Origin of the sequence: Mesorhizobium sp. M4A.F.Ca.ET.022.05.2.1, assembly GCF_003998845.1 — a bacterium.
Classification (GTDB): domain Bacteria; phylum Pseudomonadota; class Alphaproteobacteria; order Rhizobiales; family Rhizobiaceae; genus Mesorhizobium.
Window position 1 is genome coordinate 1 of the sequence record NZ_RZOJ01000012.1, and the last position, 15,422, is coordinate 15,422.

16 protein-coding genes, 1 tRNA gene and 1 pseudogene are annotated in these 15,422 nt (G+C 64.3%); 6 read left to right on the forward strand and 12 right to left on the reverse strand.

Annotated elements, in window-relative coordinates:
• On the forward strand, positions 1-274 hold a 274-nt coding region (locus EN745_RS02950), incomplete at its 5' end, for an HAD hydrolase-like protein (RefSeq protein ID WP_148669375.1).
• Between the two features lie 9 nt (positions 275-283).
• On the opposite strand, the gene ugpC is transcribed toward EN745_RS02950, so the two are convergent.
• The 6 genes from ugpC to EN745_RS02980 all read right to left on the reverse strand — a co-directional run bounded on the left by ugpC (position 284) and on the right by EN745_RS02980 (position 6,552).
• Complete coding sequence (gene ugpC / locus EN745_RS02955; protein WP_126056876.1) at positions 284-1,351, reverse strand: sn-glycerol-3-phosphate ABC transporter ATP-binding protein UgpC; 1,068 nt, start codon at positions 1,349-1,351, stop codon at positions 284-286.
• Positions 1,352-1,354: 3 nt separating this feature from the next.
• Entirely contained in the window at positions 1,355-2,203 is an 849-nt protein-coding gene (locus EN745_RS02960; protein ID WP_126056877.1) for a carbohydrate ABC transporter permease, read from the reverse strand.
• Complete coding sequence (locus EN745_RS02965) at positions 2,203-3,126, reverse strand: sugar ABC transporter permease (protein WP_127399781.1); 924 nt, start codon at positions 3,124-3,126, stop codon at positions 2,203-2,205. The genes EN745_RS02960 and EN745_RS02965 overlap by 1 nt, the downstream gene beginning before the upstream one ends.
• Positions 3,127-3,315: 189 nt before the next feature.
• Positions 3,316-4,593, reverse strand: a complete 1,278-nt coding sequence (locus tag EN745_RS02970; protein WP_126056878.1) for a sugar ABC transporter substrate-binding protein — start codon at positions 4,591-4,593, stop codon at positions 3,316-3,318.
• Between the two features lie 28 nt (positions 4,594-4,621).
• Positions 4,622-5,824 (reverse strand): PLP-dependent transferase, encoded by a 1,203-nt coding sequence (locus tag EN745_RS02975; protein ID WP_126056879.1) that lies wholly within the window; start codon positions 5,822-5,824, stop codon positions 4,622-4,624.
• Entirely contained in the window at positions 5,821-6,552 is a 732-nt protein-coding gene (locus tag EN745_RS02980) for a FadR/GntR family transcriptional regulator (protein WP_126056880.1), read from the reverse strand. Before EN745_RS02980 ends, EN745_RS02975 begins: the two co-directional genes overlap by 4 nt.
• Before the next feature lie 175 nt (positions 6,553-6,727).
• Between EN745_RS02980 and EN745_RS02985 the strand changes: the two are divergent.
• A pseudogene (locus EN745_RS02985) lies at positions 6,728-6,956 on the forward strand (MucR family transcriptional regulator); the annotation flags it as partial.
• 106 nt (positions 6,957-7,062) lie between these two features.
• Here EN745_RS02985 and EN745_RS02990 read toward each other — a convergent pair.
• The 4 genes from EN745_RS02990 to EN745_RS03005 all read right to left on the reverse strand — a co-directional run bounded on the left by EN745_RS02990 (position 7,063) and on the right by EN745_RS03005 (position 8,998).
• Entirely contained in the window at positions 7,063-7,725 is a 663-nt protein-coding gene (locus EN745_RS02990; protein ID WP_126056881.1) for a DUF2161 family putative PD-(D/E)XK-type phosphodiesterase, read from the reverse strand.
• 143 nt (positions 7,726-7,868) lie between these two features.
• Positions 7,869-8,201, reverse strand: a complete 333-nt coding sequence (locus EN745_RS02995; protein WP_245487617.1) for a hypothetical protein — start codon at positions 8,199-8,201, stop codon at positions 7,869-7,871.
• 153 nt (positions 8,202-8,354) lie between these two features.
• A tRNA-Ala gene (locus EN745_RS03000) sits at positions 8,355-8,430 on the reverse strand.
• Positions 8,431-8,605: 175 nt separating this feature from the next.
• Positions 8,606-8,998, reverse strand: a complete 393-nt coding sequence (locus tag EN745_RS03005; protein WP_126056882.1) for a TIGR02300 family protein — start codon at positions 8,996-8,998, stop codon at positions 8,606-8,608.
• Between the two features lie 204 nt (positions 8,999-9,202).
• Here EN745_RS03005 and aroA point away from each other — a divergent pair, with 204 nt between their 5' ends.
• The 4 genes from aroA to rpsA all read left to right on the forward strand — a co-directional run bounded on the left by aroA (position 9,203) and on the right by rpsA (position 13,435).
• On the forward strand, positions 9,203-10,561 hold the full coding sequence (gene aroA, locus EN745_RS03010) for a 3-phosphoshikimate 1-carboxyvinyltransferase (protein ID WP_126056883.1): 1,359 nt from the start codon (positions 9,203-9,205) through the stop codon (positions 10,559-10,561).
• Complete coding sequence (locus EN745_RS03015; RefSeq protein WP_126056884.1) at positions 10,561-10,887, forward strand: hypothetical protein; 327 nt, start codon at positions 10,561-10,563, stop codon at positions 10,885-10,887. Before aroA ends, EN745_RS03015 begins: the two co-directional genes overlap by 1 nt.
• Positions 10,884-11,534: a (d)CMP kinase gene (gene cmk / locus EN745_RS03020; RefSeq protein ID WP_126056885.1), complete on the forward strand. Its 651-nt coding sequence runs from the start codon at positions 10,884-10,886 to the stop codon at positions 11,532-11,534. The genes EN745_RS03015 and cmk overlap by 4 nt, the downstream gene beginning before the upstream one ends.
• A 203-nt stretch (positions 11,535-11,737) precedes the next feature.
• A complete protein-coding gene (gene rpsA, locus EN745_RS03025) occupies positions 11,738-13,435 on the forward strand; it encodes a 30S ribosomal protein S1 (RefSeq protein ID WP_126056886.1) in 1,698 nt (565 codons plus the stop codon).
• Positions 13,436-13,659: 224 nt separating this feature from the next.
• On the opposite strand, the gene EN745_RS03030 is transcribed toward rpsA, so the two are convergent.
• Positions 13,660-14,367, reverse strand: a complete 708-nt coding sequence (locus tag EN745_RS03030) for an SDR family NAD(P)-dependent oxidoreductase (RefSeq protein WP_127420515.1) — start codon at positions 14,365-14,367, stop codon at positions 13,660-13,662.
• A 105-nt stretch (positions 14,368-14,472) separates the two neighbouring features.
• A complete protein-coding gene (locus EN745_RS03035) occupies positions 14,473-15,420 on the reverse strand; it encodes a capsular polysaccharide synthesis protein (RefSeq protein ID WP_126056888.1) in 948 nt (315 codons plus the stop codon).
• Positions 15,421-15,422: the final 2 nt, after the last annotated feature.

The following is a 15,422-nucleotide window of genomic DNA, read 5'->3' on the forward strand; positions in this document are numbered from 1 at the left end:
CTACGAAAGCCTCGGCGGCAGCGTCACCCGCATCGGCAAGCCCTATCCGGCGATCTACGAGGCGGCGCTGGCGCTGGCCGGCAATCCGGATCGCGGCAGCGTGGTCTGCGTCGGCGACAGCATCGAGCACGACATCGCCGGCGGCGCCGGCGCAGGCGTCGCAACCGCGCTGGTACGCTCGGGGATATTGGCCGACGTCGACGACCTCAGCGCGCTTTTCGACCGCCAAGGCGCGTACCCCGACTATACGCTGGACGCGTTCCACTGGCGCTGATCGGCCGGCTCACCCGATCCGGTTTCCATCTTTTGGATCGAACAGATGCAGCGCCGCCGGATCGGCCGACAGCCGCACAATGTCGCCCGGCCTAACGTTGCTGCGCCCCATGACGAAGACGCAGACCTGCTGGTTGGCGAGCCTGACATAGAACTGCGTCGACAGGCCAAGCGGCTCGACCACCTCGACCTCCGCCTTGAGCGCGCCATCGTCGACCAGCCTGATGTGTTCCGGGCGCAGCCCGATGGTGAGCGCATCGCTATCCTCCAGAGGCAGCCCGTCCGGCAGCCTGAGCTTCTGGCCGTCGGCGAGCACGGCATCGAGCTTGCCGGCCTTGGCGACCTTCGCCGGCAAGAAATTCATGCCGGGCGAGCCGATGAAGCCGGCAACGAAGGTGTTGACCGGCCGGTCGTACAGCTCCAGCGGGTGGCCGACCTGCTGCACATAGCCGTCATGCATGACGACGATGCGGTCTGCCATGGTCATCGCCTCGACCTGGTCGTGCGTGACATAGACCGAGGTGGTCTTGAGCTGCTGGTGCAGCGCCTTGATCTCGGCGCGCATGTGGACGCGCAATTTGGCGTCGAGGTTCGACAGCGGCTCGTCGAACAGGAAGACCTTCGGGTCGCGCACGATGGCGCGGCCCATGGCGACGCGCTGGCGCTGGCCGCCAGAGAGCTGGCGCGGCAGGCGGCCGAGGAAACTGTCGAGGCCGAGGCGCTTGGCGGCCGCGCCCACCCTGCCGTCGATCGTCGCCTTTTCGGCCTTCTTCAACAACAGGCTGAAGCCCATGTTCGACGAGACATCCATATGCGGGTAGAGCGCGTAGGACTGGAACACCATGGCGATGTCGCGGTCCTTTGGCGCGACATCGTTGACCAGCCGCTCGCCAATGCGGATCTCGCCACCAGAGACTTCCTCCAGCCCGGCGATCATGCGCAGCAAGGTCGACTTGCCGCAGCCGGACGGGCCGACCAACACGACGAATTCGCCATCGGCGATCTCGAGATCGACGCCGTGCAGGATGCGTAGCGAGCCATAGTCCTTCTCGACATGTTGCAGCGTGACGGAAGCCATTGATTACCCTTTGACCGCGCCGGCGGTGAGGCCGGTGACGAGATAGCGTTGCAGGAAGGCGAAGAAGATGCAGACCGGGATCAGCGCCAGCACCGAGGCCGCCATCATCTGCCCCCAGTCGACGGCGAATTTGCCGATGAAGGTGAGCAGGCCGACGGCGAAGGTCTTCTGGTCGTCGCTGGAGATCAGCATCAGCGCGAACAGCAATTCGCTCCAGGCGGCGGTGAAGACGAAACCGAGGGTGGCGCCCATGCCGGGCAACGTCAGCGGCACGATCACCCTGCGCATCGCCTGAGCGCGCGTGCAGCCGTCGATCATCGCCGCTTCTTCCAGATCCTTCGGGATGCCGTCGAAGAAGGACTGCATGAGGAAGGTGGCGAAGGCAGTGTTGAAGGCGGTGTAGATGATGATCAGCCCGGTCAGGCTGTTGGTCAGGCCTAGATCGCCCATGATGCGGTAGATCGGCGGGATGACCATCACCAGCGGGAAGGTCTGGGTTAGCAGCAGGAGAATGGCCAGTGTCGCCTTACCGCGAAAGGTGAAGCGCGACATGGCGTAGCCGGCGAGCGTGGCGATCACCGTCACCAAAGCCGCCGTCGATACCGAGACGATGACGCTGTTGAGGAAATAACGCGGGAAGTCGGAGGCTTCGAGCACGGTGACGAAGTTCTGGAATGTCGTTTGCGACGGCCAGAGGGTGATGCCTTCGGAGTATAGCAGGCGTTCCGGCGTCACCGAGATCTTCAGCGTCCAGAAGATCGGAAACAGCGCGAAGACCATGTAGGCGGCGATGGCGCCGTAAAGACCGATGCCGCCGGCGATGCGCGAGGAGGTGGAGCGACCGGCGATCATCAGACGTGCCTCACCAAGGTACGGCGGACGGCGATCAGCCCCACCGCATAGGCGATCAGCAACACTAGGAGCAGCACGGCGACCGCCGAGGCATAGCCCTTGTCCAGCGACTTGAAGGCGCTGACATAAATGTAGACCGGCACCGTGCTGGTCGAGCCCGCCGGCCCCCCTTCGGTCATGACGAAGATCAGGTCGGCGAAAGTGGCGATCCAGATGGTGCGCAGCATGACGGTGATCACAATGGTCGGCGCCAGGAACGGCAACGTGACCTTGGTAAAACGTTGCCAGGGCGAGGCGCCATCTATGGCGGCGGCCTCATGCAGTTCCGACGGGATCGACTTCAGCGCGGCCAGCAGCGTGATGGCGAAAAAGGGAATGCCGAACCAGATGTTGGCGATGATCGGCCCCCACATGGCGGTGGCGGGATCGGACAGTATGTTGGTCGGCTCGGCCTTCAGCCCGAGTGCGAACAACCAGTGCGGCAACGGCCCGATGATCGGGTTGAACAGCCAGGCCCAGGTGAGGCCGGAGAGGAAGGACGGCACCGCCCAGGGCAGGAACACCACCGCCTGCACCACCTTGCGGCCGACGAACGGCTTGTCGAGCAGAAGCGCCAGGCCGAGCCCGAGGAAGAACTGGAAGAACAGGCTGGCGACGGTCCACCACAGCGTGTTGATCAGCGCCTGGCCAAGGACGGCGTCCGAGAGCATAGTTTGATACTGGCCGAGCCCGACATATTCCGACTTGAAGGCCGAGAATTTGCGGAACGAATAGCTGATGCCGATGATCAGCGGCACCAGAAGCACAACGACAAGCAGGACGATAGCCGGCGAAAGATAGAGCCAGGGCTCGATCGCGGTCTTGTTCAGCCCTCTCTTGCGCGGCCGGGCGGCGGATCGGATTTCGGACACTGCGTAGGTCATACGTTTTGGCTCTACGGTGGTGAATGGGTGCCGGCGGGCAAAACAGCGTCCTTCTCCCCGTTCACGGGGAGAAGATGCCGGCAGGCAGATGAGGGGCGGCGCGAACCTTTCGGGAGTGGGCGCTGCCCCTCATCCGGCCCTTCGGGTCACCTTCTCCCCGTGAAACGGGGAGAAGGAAAAAGCCTGCGCCTACTTCTTATTTTTAGCCAGCCAGTCCTGCTGCTCCTTGGTCAGGAACGCGGCCCACGCGTCGGCCGCCTCCTTGGCCGTCTTCTGGCCGAGCAGCACTTCCTGGAAGTTCTTGATCGCCACCTGGTCGACGAAGTTGCCGAGGTTTTCCAGATGCGTCGGCGGCGTCACCATTTCATATTTGGAGCTGTCGCTGAGCTCGGTGAACCAGCCCTTGAACTGCTCGGTCTTGAAATGGGCATCCTGGTCGGCGCCATTGTGGATCGGGACGACGCCGACTTCCTTGGCCCATTCCAGATTGTCCTTGGGCGAGAGCAGCGTCGCCATCAGCTTCCAGGCATCGTCTTTATGCTGCGAATTGGCGAACATTGCCCAGCCGGCATAGCCCAGCGTCGGATAGGACTTGCCGCTCGGTCCGACCGGCAGCGGCGCCACGGCGAAATCGTCGGCACTCATCTTGTCAGCGATGCCGAGCAGCGCGTCCGGATCCTGATTGAGCATGGCGCATGTGCCGGAATAGAAGCCGGTGACGGTCTCGTTGAAACCCCAGCTCACGGCGTCCTTCGGCGCCAGGCCGTTCTTGTACATGTCGGCCAGCATCTGCAGGCCCTTGACCGAGCCTTCGTCGTTGATGGTCGAGGTGCCGTCCTCGTTGAAGTAGCCGCCCTTGCCGGCGGCGATGTTCATGAACATGTGCATGCCGTTGAAGGCGCCCGGGCCGCCGCGCAGGCAGTAGCCATATTTGCCGGGGATGGCCGAGATCTTCTTGGAGTCCTCGACGAACTCGTCGAGCGTCGCCGGCGGGCCGTCGAGGCCGGCCTGCTTGAACAGCTTTTTGTTCCAGAACAGCGCGTTCACATAGTAGCCGTAGGGGATCATGAACTGCGTGTTGTTGACGGTCGAGCCGAACTGTTTGGCGCGGTCGCCGAGCGTCTTGGCGTCGTCCCACTTGGCCATGTAGGGACCGAGGTCCTCGAGCTGGCCGTTGTTGGCATAGAGGCCCATCCAGCGTTCCGGCATCTCGACAACGTCGGGCGTGTCGCCGGCCTGCACCATGGTCAGGAACTTCTCGAAGGCCTGGCCCCAGGGCAGCGAGACGAGCTCGACCTTGACGCCTGGATTGGCCGCCTCGAATTCGGCGATCTGCTTCTTCAGGAATTCGGTGCGCGGCGGGCTGGTGATGACCTCGACCATCTTGATCGTGCTGTCGGCCAGGGCGCCGCTGGCGGAAATCGCCAGGCCGGCGACGGCGGCAAGCATCAGCGTCAGTCTCTTCATGTTCAGGACTCCCATTTTGAACGCTCGGTTATTTTCTTGCTTTGTCGAAGGCCTGGGCGATGTCGGCCCAGAGATCCTCGACGCTTTCCAATCCGACATTGAAGCGGATGGTTCGGGGGCTGACGCCGAAGCGCGCCATCGAATTCAGGCCCGGCGTCTGCTCGAGCGAGGCCTTGGCCGGCACAACCAGGCTTTCATGACCGCCCCAGCTGACGCCGATGCGGAAGAATTTCAGCGCATCGACGAAAGCGGGAATGTCGACATCCTCCGTCACCTCGAAGGAGAACAGCCCGGCATAGCCGGCAAGCGTCTTCTTGCCGGGATGGTTGGAATAGGCGGGATGATTAACCCGCTCGACCTTGCCATGCGCCTTTAGCCGCTCGGCGAGGATGAGCCCGCTCTTCATGTGGTGCGGCAGCCTGAGCGGCAGCGTGCGCAGGCCGCGCAGGAGCAGCCAGCCTTCGAAGGGTGACAGTTTGCCGCCGAGCGAGGAATAGGTCTGCTCGTTGATGTGCCTGATATGCGCGGCGGAGCCCGCCACCACGCCGGCAACAGTGTCGCTGTGGCCGCCGAGATATTTCGAGGCTGAATGCAGCACAAGATCGACGCCGTGCGCGATCGGCTTCTGGAACACGGGCGTCGCCCAGGAATTGTCGATGGTGGTGACGATGCCTTGCTCCTTCGCGAGCCGCGTCAGATGGGCGATGTCCTGCAGCTCGAACATCATCGAGGTCGGGCTTTCCAGGTAAAGCAACTTGGCGCCCGGCAGCGCCGCCGCCACCGCATCCGGGTCGGAGCCGTCGACATAGTCGACCTTGATTTGCAAGCGTGGGAACAGCCGCTCGAACAGCCGGTAGGCATCGCCATAGCAGTTGCGCACGGCGACGATGCGCTCGCCGGCGCCGACGAAGGCGAGCACCGTGGCGCTGATCGCGGCCATGCCGCTGGAGAAGCCGCGCGCGGCTTCGGCACCTTCGAGGGCGGCGACGCGCGCTTCGAACTCCATCACCGTCGGATTGTCGCCGCGCGAATAGATCGGCTGGCGGCGCCGGCCAGCAAAGGTGTCGGCCATCTCGGCATAATTGGCGAAGGTGAACAGCGAGGTCTGGTAGATAGGCGGCACCACCGCGCCGCCGGGGAACGGATCGTCATGGGCCAGAAGCGTAGCCGCCTCGGCCAGATAGTCGCTGTTGGAAAGGCCCGGGTCGAAACCGGTGGGGTGCTCATTCATTTGCGGTCCGAAAGCTTGAGGTTGGCGGCGCCGCGCTTCAGATCGTCCTCGACGGTGGCGATGAGCTTCAGCGCCTCGGCCCGAGCTCCTTCCGGGTCGTGCGCGGCAATGCGTTCGTAGATAGTCCGGTGATAGGGGAAGCTGGCGTGGCCGAAATCGCGCACGCCGAGCGGGTGTTCCCAGAAGCGGTGGAACAGCTCGTGCATGGCGGCAATGATCTGCTCGAACAGCGGATTGCCGGAAGCGCGGTAGATCGCCTGATGAAACTCCCAGTCCTCGTCCGATGACATGCCGGCGCGGGTCTGGAAAGCCTCCTCCATAAGGTCGAGCTTGCGTTCGATCTCGGCGAGCTCGGCCTTGCCGGCGCGGACGGCGCAAAGGGCGGCGGCCTCGGCCTCCAGCGCGCGGCGGATTTCCAGCGTGCGCATCAGGCCGGCGAAATCATTGCCGCCGGCCAGCGTCAGCGGCATGTGCAGCATATCGGGAGAGACGGCCGCCTTGAGATAGGTGCCTGAGCCCTGCCGCCGCTCGACGAGGCCGAGCCCCTCCCAGCGCGTCAGCGCCTCACGCACGGTGTTGCGGCTGACCTTGAGCCGCTCGGCCAGGATGCGCTCGGTCGGCAACTTCTCACCGGGACCCAGGGATTCCTGCCTGACGAAACCGGCCAAGGCCTTCAGCACCGCGTCGTCGCGGGCCGTCGTCTGGATGGGAGGCAAAAGATCGGTCAAGCCAGAGCCTAAAGTGGTTCAATGGTCCAACCAATTCTGCACAGAGCGAAAGGCGAGTCAACAGCCCGAAACGAGACAGGGCCGAACGGCGCGCAGATGCGATATACGTTCAGAACGATCCTGGCCGGATATTCCCCGGCCCAATCGGTGGAACTCAACCCCGCGGTTCCCATGAAAGAAATCCGTGGCGCCCAACTTCATCATCTGCCTCGAGGACAGACGGCACTTCAAATTGCTGAAGCGGCATATCGCCGTGCATTACGGCCTCTCGCCCGATCAATATCGGGCGAAGTGGAACCCTGCCTTCCAACCATCCGATGGTGGCACCGAACTATTCCGCAAACCGTTCGAGGCTCGCCAAGTCCATGGGGCTGGGACGCAAGCCTAACGGCTCGGCGCAGTAGGTCGCCCTCGCGAGAAGCGTTCGACGCTCGAGGCGGGATCGCCGTGCCGAATCGGCGGTCCGGTCATGGACCGATCCTTGATTGGTCGGCCTCGCGCGAACGCTCCTCAGCCGGCCTCGACCATCGTTTGCGACTGCAGGGCGACGTGGCCGACCTCGGTAAGCGCGTAGATCCCGCGCTCCGTTCTGGCAAACCAGCCATAGTAATTGTGCAGCAATATGTTGGCCGCGCGCAGCGAAACGGCTTTCAGGTCACGCGGTCGCTTCGGGCCGTCGGCCATGGCGGCGGCGCAGGCCAGCGCCTCCTGCCGGTAGGCGGTCATAATCGGCGCGCGCGTGCTGCCTCCGGCCGTGGGGTCGCCGCGCCGGCGCCGATGCTCCTCCATCAGGCGCGAACGCCGCCGGGGATCACGCCTCGGGGGCACGGCGGCGGGACTGAGCAGCAACTCGACCTCACCCTTACTGCCAACCCCCAGCAGCCCGAAGCCGAGGCGGCGGCACAGCGCGCGGAAGCGGCGGTCGTGCTCGCGCCCCTTGCCGCGCGCCGACATGAGCGCGGCGAGCCAGACCTCGTCGCAGGCTGCCGCGCGGTCGACGGCCTGGAGCACGAGTTCCAGATTGAACTGCAGTTTCAGTTCGCAGATGACCACCACGGGCGGCTCGCCATCGCGCAGCCCGACCACGTCGCAGCCGCCGACTTCGCCCTTGACGGTAAAGTCCAGGCTCTCGAGAAACCGCTTCACCGGGACGTATAGGGACGTTTCCTGCATGCGAGAGGCATAGCCGATTCGGACCGGGCGCGGACAGCGCCGCCAAAGGGCGCGTCTCGACAGGCGGATTGGCAGCTGCAAAACCGGTCCGCGATGCTTGAGGCCCCTTCGACAGGCCGTCCAGCGCAGAGAGATTTGCTGAATTACTGCCTGGCGAACGCGCCCGTGTAGGTTTGGCCGGCAAGCGTATAGGTGGCGGCCAGCGTCCCGTCGGGCTGCATGATGAAGGTGGCGTCCGCGCCGTTCGGCAGGCGCGCAAGCTTCAATGTGTTGCCTGAAATCTTCCCGGCGCCATCGGCGACGCCCGGCTTGTTGTCGGCCAGAACTCCCCACGCATAGGTGACCGTCACCTGCCCGCGTGGAGCAATCGTGAGCACAGCCAGCTTGCCTTCATACATCCCGTCCAGCCGTCCGGCCCATATGCCGGAGAATGCGGCATATTTTGCCGGAACGCCCTTGTCGGGGGGCGTCGCCACCACGGATGGGTCCAGGACTGCCGAATCCTGAGCAGGAGGAACCGCGGCCAGGGCAGGTTGTGCAGGAGGTGGCGGTGGCGGCGATGCTTCAGGCGCCGATTGGCACGCGGCGAGCGTGAGCGACGCGAATCCAAGCATCAGGAAAAGACTGTTTGGTGGAGCCAATCGGAATCGAACCGACGACCTCTTGAATGCCATTCAAGCGCTCTCCCAACTGAGCTATGGCCCCACTCCCGGCAGTCAGCCGGCGCCGTTTCCGGCGAAGAGATCCGGCGCGGTTTTGAGGTCCGCGCCGTCAAGTGCAGGCGGCTTCTAACCCCGCCTTCGGTCAAGATCAAGCCTTCAACGACCGCTTTTTCGTCACAGGCCAACAAAGGCCGGCAAATGATCGCAGCGGGGCCCGATCAGACCTCGTCGTCGTCGTCGCCGACGCCGATCATGTCAGCAACGTCGTCGTCCTCTTCCTCTTCATCGGCAAGGAAGGTGTCGTCCTCATCGTCGCCGAGGTCCACATCGTCCTCGTCGTCTCCGAGATCGGGAAGATCGTCGCCGCCCTTGGCCTCGTCATCAGCCTCTTCGAGCGAGACGACCTCGGCGCCCTCTTCGTCCTCGGCGTCCACTTCCTTGTCGGCGACATCCTCGTCCTCCTCGAGAGCGGTGATCTTGCCTTCGTCGAAATAGGAGCGCGGATAGCTCTTGCCGGTGTAGGGCGAGACGATCGGGTCCTTGTTCAGGTCATAGAATTTCCGACCCGTTTCCGGGTCTATGCGTTTGGTGCCAAGTTCAGCTTTTGCCACAGCAAGCCTCGTAGATAGAAGAGTGGTCCCCTTAACGGCAGTTTACGGCGCTGTCAAAGCCAAAAGCCGGCTTCAGGCAGGCGTTGCAAAAGCCCGCAATCGAAGGCTTCTCGCAAGGGGATGACCATTTCCGTCCGCCGTGATACGAGACCGCCGCAACAAAAGAAAAGTGCCGGCGCGCCGGCGTTCCATCAAGGGAAAACCATGTCTCACGCTGCCGCTCCGAAACCGGCCACGGCCCGCAAATCTCCAGCCCTTTCCGGCGCCGCGCGGGTGCCGGGCGACAAGTCGATCTCGCACCGGTCCTTCATGTTCGGCGGTCTGGCCTCCGGCGAGACCCGCATCACCGGCCTGCTCGAAGGCGAGGACGTGATGCGCACGGGCGCCGCGATGAAGGCGATGGGCGCGCATATCGAGAAGCGCGGCGCCGAGTGGGTGATCCGCGGCACCGGCAACGGGGCGCTGCTCGAACCGGAAGGTCCGCTCGACTTCGGCAATGCCGGCACTGGCTCGCGGCTGACCATGGGTTTGGTCGGCACCTATGACATGGAAACGACCTTCATCGGCGATGCATCGCTATCCGGCCGGCCGATGGGCCGCGTGCTGGAGCCGCTGCGGCAGATGGGCGTGCAGGTGCTGAAGGCGACGCCTGGCGACCGCATGCCAATCACGCTGCGCGGCCCCAAGCACGCCGCCCCCATCACCTACCGGGTGCCGATGGCCTCGGCGCAGGTGAAGTCTGCGGTGCTGCTTGCGGGCTTGAACACGCCGGGCATCACCACGGTGATCGAGCCGGTGATGACGCGCGACCATACCGAAAAGATGCTGAAGGGCTTTGGCGCCAATCTGACGGTCGAAACCGACGAGCGCGGCGTACGCCACATCTTCATCGAGGGCCAGGGCAAGCTCAGCGGGCAGACGATCGCCGTTCCGGGCGATCCGTCCTCGGCCGGCTTCCCGCTGGTCGCGGCGCTCATCGTGCCGGGCTCGGACATCGTGATCGAGAACGTGCTGATGAACCCGACCCGCACCGGCCTGCTTTTGACGCTGCAGGAGATGGGCGGCCGGATCGACATCCTCAACCCGCGCAACGCCGGCGGCGAGGACGTCGCCGACCTGCGCGTGCGCTCATCCGAATTGAAGGGTGTCGTCGTCCCGCCGGAGCGGGCACCCTCGATGATCGACGAGTATCCGGTGCTGGCGGTTGCCGCGAGCTTCGCCGAGGGCGAGACGCTGATGCAGGGGCTGGAGGAATTGCGGGTCAAGGAATCCGACCGCCTGTCTGCCGTGGCCAACGGGCTGAGGCTCAACGGCGTCGACTGCACGGAGGGCGAAGCAACGCTTGCGGTACGCGGCAGGCCCGGCGGCAAGGGGCTGGGCAGACACCCCAACGGGCCGGACACGACGGTAAAGACGCATCTCGACCACCGCATCGCCATGAGTTTTCTGGTGATGGGCCTGGCGACCGAGAAGCCGGTGACCATCGACGACGCCAACATGATCGCGACGAGCTTTCCGGAATTCATGGGACTGATGAAGGGGCTGGGCGCGGAGATCGGGTGATGTTGCGGGACTGGCCGCTCTTGGCAGGCTGCATTGGAGCTGCGCTGGTCCCGTATCTGATCGAACGCCTCGCTTTCAAAGAGCGGTTTGGCATTTTCGCTCTTCTTTTCTGGCTTCTGGTTCTTCAGTTCCTGGCCATCTATTTGTCGGTCGGTCCTGCCAGGTTTCTCGAAGACAATGGATGGGTCTTTCTTGCGGGACTTCTCAAAGGGATCGGGGCCATGGCCTTCATGACAATCGGCGTCATACCGCTCATTGCACTGCCACTGTCGATCTCGATCGCCCTGGCGGTGCTGGCGTTCCGCCTGTTCAGGCAAGTCAGATGACCGACACCTTCACCATTGCCATCGACGGGCCTGCAGGCGCCGGCAAGGGCACGCTTGCGCGCCGGCTCGCCGACCACTACCGGCTGAACCTGCTCGACACCGGCCTCACCTATCGCGCGGTTGCCCACAAACTGCTTCAGCTTGGCCTGCCGCTCGACAACGTCTCGGCAGCCGAAACCGCGGCGCGGCAGGTGGACCTTTCGAAACTCGACCGCGCCGTGCTGTCGGCGCATGCGGTGGGCGAGGCGGCCTCGAAGGTTGCGGTCATTCCCACGGTGCGGCGCATCCTCGTCGAAAAGCAGCGCGACTTCGCCAAAACGCCGCCGGGCGCGGTGCTTGACGGGCGCGATATCGGCACCGTCGTGTGTCCCGACGCCGACATCAAGCTCTACGTGACGGCGAGCGCCGAGGTGCGGGCCAGGCGCCGGCTGGCGGAGATCGAGAGCATCGGCGGCAGCGCCGATTTCGCCACCATCCTGGCCGACATCGAGCGCCGCGACGAGCGCGACATGGGCCGGGCCGACTCGCCGCTCAAGCCGGCTGCCGACGCGCACTTGCTTGATACGTCTGAAATGGCTATAGAGGCCGCGTTTCTGGCGGCTATGGCGATCATCGACGACGTCCTGGCCAAGAGAAGCAGAGCCTGAGCCAGGTTTTTCCTCGTGTTTCCGTTGCCGGAGGCGAAGAAAATACCCATATCGGGCACAAACCAGCCTGCCAGCATTCTTCATGCGCCGGACTTGCCGCCAAATGCGGCCAAGGGCTTTTAGCCCGGAACGCCGGCAGGCTCACGCAACGCTAACCAACGGCGCCCACTCCGCGAAAGACGCGGAGTATTCCAGGAGAAACAATGTCAGCTGCTAATCCGTCTCGCGACGATTTCGCGAGCATGCTCGAAGAATCATTCACCGCCGGTCATTCCGGCGAGGGCCAGGTTGTCCGGGGCACGATCACCGCGATCGAAAAGGACATGGCCATCATCGATGTCGGCCTCAAGGTCGAAGGCCGCGTGCCGCTGAAGGAGTTCGGCGCCAAGGGCAAGGACTCCTCCCTCAAGGTCGGCGACACCGTCGAAGTCTATGTCGAGCGCATCGAGAACGCGCTTGGCGAAGCCATGCTGTCGCGCGAGAAGGCTCGCCGCGAGGAGAGCTGGGTGCGCCTCGAGGAGAAGTTCACCAAGGGTGAGCGCGTCGAAGGCGTCATCTTCAACCAGGTCAAGGGCGGCTTCACCGTCGACCTCGACGGCGCCGTGGCGTTCCTGCCGCGCAGCCAGGTCGATATCCGCCCGATCCGCGACGTCTCGCCGCTGATGCACAACCCGCAGCCCTTCGAGATCCTCAAGATGGATCGCCGCCGCGGCAACATCGTGGTGTCGCGCCGCACCGTGCTCGAGGAGAGCCGCGCCGAACAGCGTTCGGAAATCGTGCAGAACCTCGAAGAGGGCCAGGTGGTCGAGGGCGTGGTCAAGAACATCACCGACTACGGTGCGTTCGTCGACCTCGGCGGCATCGACGGCCTGCTGCATGTCACCGACATGGCATGGCGCCGCGTCAACCATCCGACCGAGATCCTCAACATCGGCCAGACGGTCAAGGTGCAGATCATCCGCATCAACCAGGAAACCCACCGCATCTCGCTCGGCATGAAGCAGCTCGAGAGCGATCCGTGGTCGGAGATCGGCACCAAGTTCCCGATCGGCAAGAAGATCAAGGGCACCGTCACCAACATCACCGACTACGGCGCGTTCGTCGAGCTGGAGCCGGGCATCGAGGGCCTCATCCACGTTTCGGAAATGTCGTGGACGAAGAAGAACGTGCACCCCGGCAAGATCCTGTCGACGACCCAGGAAGTCGACGTGGTGGTGCTCGAGGTCGATCCGGCCAAGCGCCGCATCTCGCTCGGCCTCAAGCAGACGCTGGAGAACCCGTGGGAAGCCTTCGCGCGCACCCATCCGGTCGGCAGCCAGGTCGAGGGCGAGGTCAAGAACAAGACCGAGTTCGGCCTGTTCATCGGCCTGGAAGGCGACGTCGACGGCATGGTCCACCTCTCCGACCTCGACTGGACCCGTCCGGGCGAGCAGGTGATCGAGGAGTACAATCGCGGCGACGTGGTCAAGGCGCAGGTGCTCGACGTCGACATCGAGAAGGAGCGCATCTCGCTCGGCATCAAGCAGCTGGCGCGTGACACGGTCGGTGAAGCGGCGACTTCGGGCGAACTGCGCAAGAACGCCGTCGTCACCTGCGAGGTCATCGGCGTCAAGGACGGCGGGCTGGAAGTGCGGCTGGTCGACAGCGGCATCGAGACCTTCATCAAGCGCTCCGACCTTTCCCGCGACCGCGACGAGCAGCGCCCCGAGCGCTTCACCGTCGGCCAGAAGGTCGACGCCCGTGTCATCGCCTTCGACAAGAAGACCCGCAAGCTGCAGGTCTCGATCAAGGCGCTGGAAATCGCCGAGGAGAAGGAAGCGGTCGCCCAGTACGGCTCGACCGACTCCGGCGCCTCGCTGGGCGACATCCTGGGCGCGGCGCTGAAGAAGCAGGGCAACTAGAGCATTCCAGGAAAACCGCGCGGCGGTTTTTCGTCCGGAATTGCTTGAGCCTCTTCGCCCAACCTCAAAGAAAACCCCGCCGGAGCGATCCGGCGGGGTTTTTCTTTGGCGGGATGTCCAGAACGGTCCATCGTTTCATGGAAACGCCGACCCGCTCCGGCTTTGTTTTGGGCTATTGCGAACGGAAGACCGTTTCACACTTTTCCTGGAATTGCTCCGGAAAATCAGGCCCGACCGTAGAGCGGCACCAGCGTGCCGCTCATCGCCAGATTGGCGGGCGAGGCGAGATAGGCGATAGCCTCGGCGGCGGCTTCGAGGCTCACCCATTTGGTGAAGTCGGCGTCCGGCATGTCGGCCCGGTTGGCCGGCGTGTCGAGCGTCGAGGGCGCCACCGCGTTGACCAGTATGCCCTTGTGCTTCAGCTCCTCGGCCATCGCCACCGTCATCGCCGCGACCGCCGCCTTGCTGGCGGCATAGGCGACCATGCCAGAACCGCGCCTTGGATCGAGCCCGGCGCGCGCTGTGACGTTGACGATGCGCCCCGCCGTGGCCGAAGTCAGCATCGAGCGGATCGCGGCACGGCAACAGAGAAACGTCGTGCGGGCGTTGGTGTCCATCATCTCGGCGAAGGAGGCCGATTCGATCTTCTCCACCGGCGCCATGGCAAAGCCGCCGGCGAGGTGGATCGACCCCCAGAGGTCGGGAAGCTGGTGGTAGAAGGCCTCGACCTTGGCGGAATCCGACAGGTCGACATTGTGCGCCAGCCTGACGCGGTCATGGGCGGCAAAGGGAAAGTGCGGAGGCGCCGCGGCATGGGCATTGGGGACATGGCAGATCGCGCCCTGATCCAAGAGCTTGCCGACAACCGCGCCACCCAGCGCCCCCGTGCCGCCGGTCACCACGATATGCCTGCCGTCCAGTGTTTCCGTCATATTCGACTGCTCCAGTCCATTTCACGCTTGCGCCACGCCGGCGCCGAACCTCGCGCCTTTCGCGCCGTCACTCAACTGAAATTTCGTTGACGCTAATTCACCGTTTCAGTTCGCCGGCCAACCGTCGAGGATCGCATCCCAGAGCAGGCGATCGCCCGTCGCCGGACGCTCGGCCTTGTGCGTCAGCTTGTGCAGCCAGAAACGATCATGGACCGCGCGATGCGCTGCCTCGTCGAGCGGCTCGAAAAGCAGCCATTGCAGCTCGTGCGGCCGGTCGGCGCCGACCTGCGGCCTGGCCAGGAACTCGCGCCGAAGCCGCCGATGCAAGAGAAGCGCAGCCTCGAAATGGTAAGGGAACATGAAGTAGTCATGAAGCCCGTCATGGGCCTTCCAGTAGTCGGCGAGGCCGCAAAGAACGGTCTCGACCAGCGGGTGGCCCTTGCGGGCATGAATGAACCAGGTTTCCACGAGCCGGGGATGGCGACCGGTCTCGCGCAGAATGTAGAAATCCTCGCCTTCGATCTCCGGCGGCACGGGCTGCCGCAGCAGGATCGTGGCATCGAGCCATGTCCCGCCGTGCCGGGCCAGCAGGTCCAGCCGGACGAAGTTGGAAAAATGCTGGCTGCTCATCAGCCCGCGCCGGCGCTTGTCCCAGACATGGCCGGGAAGGTCGGTATGATCCTCGACGGTCCTGTCGTCGAGGACGATGAGTTCGCGTTCGCCCCTGTGGCGGGCCACTGAGCGCAGGCACGCCCTGACCACCGGCGGCGCCGCGTCGGCGCCTTGCGCCCAATATTGCCAGATCGGACCAAGGTCGCCAGGCGTGCTGGCGGAGCACCACCGCGAATGATCGACGGCGATGTGCCGCACCCGATGCAGCCTCTTGCGGGACCAGGTCATGCACAGCTTGGCGGCGCGTTTGCGCAGCGGCCAGGGCAAGATCGGCGAGGACGCCGCCCGGCGCAGCGGCGCAAGATAAGGGAACCTGAGCGGATCACGGAACGGCGCTGCTTCGCTGAAGAACGAGCCCGCCGCGCCATCGTCTGTTGCCACGG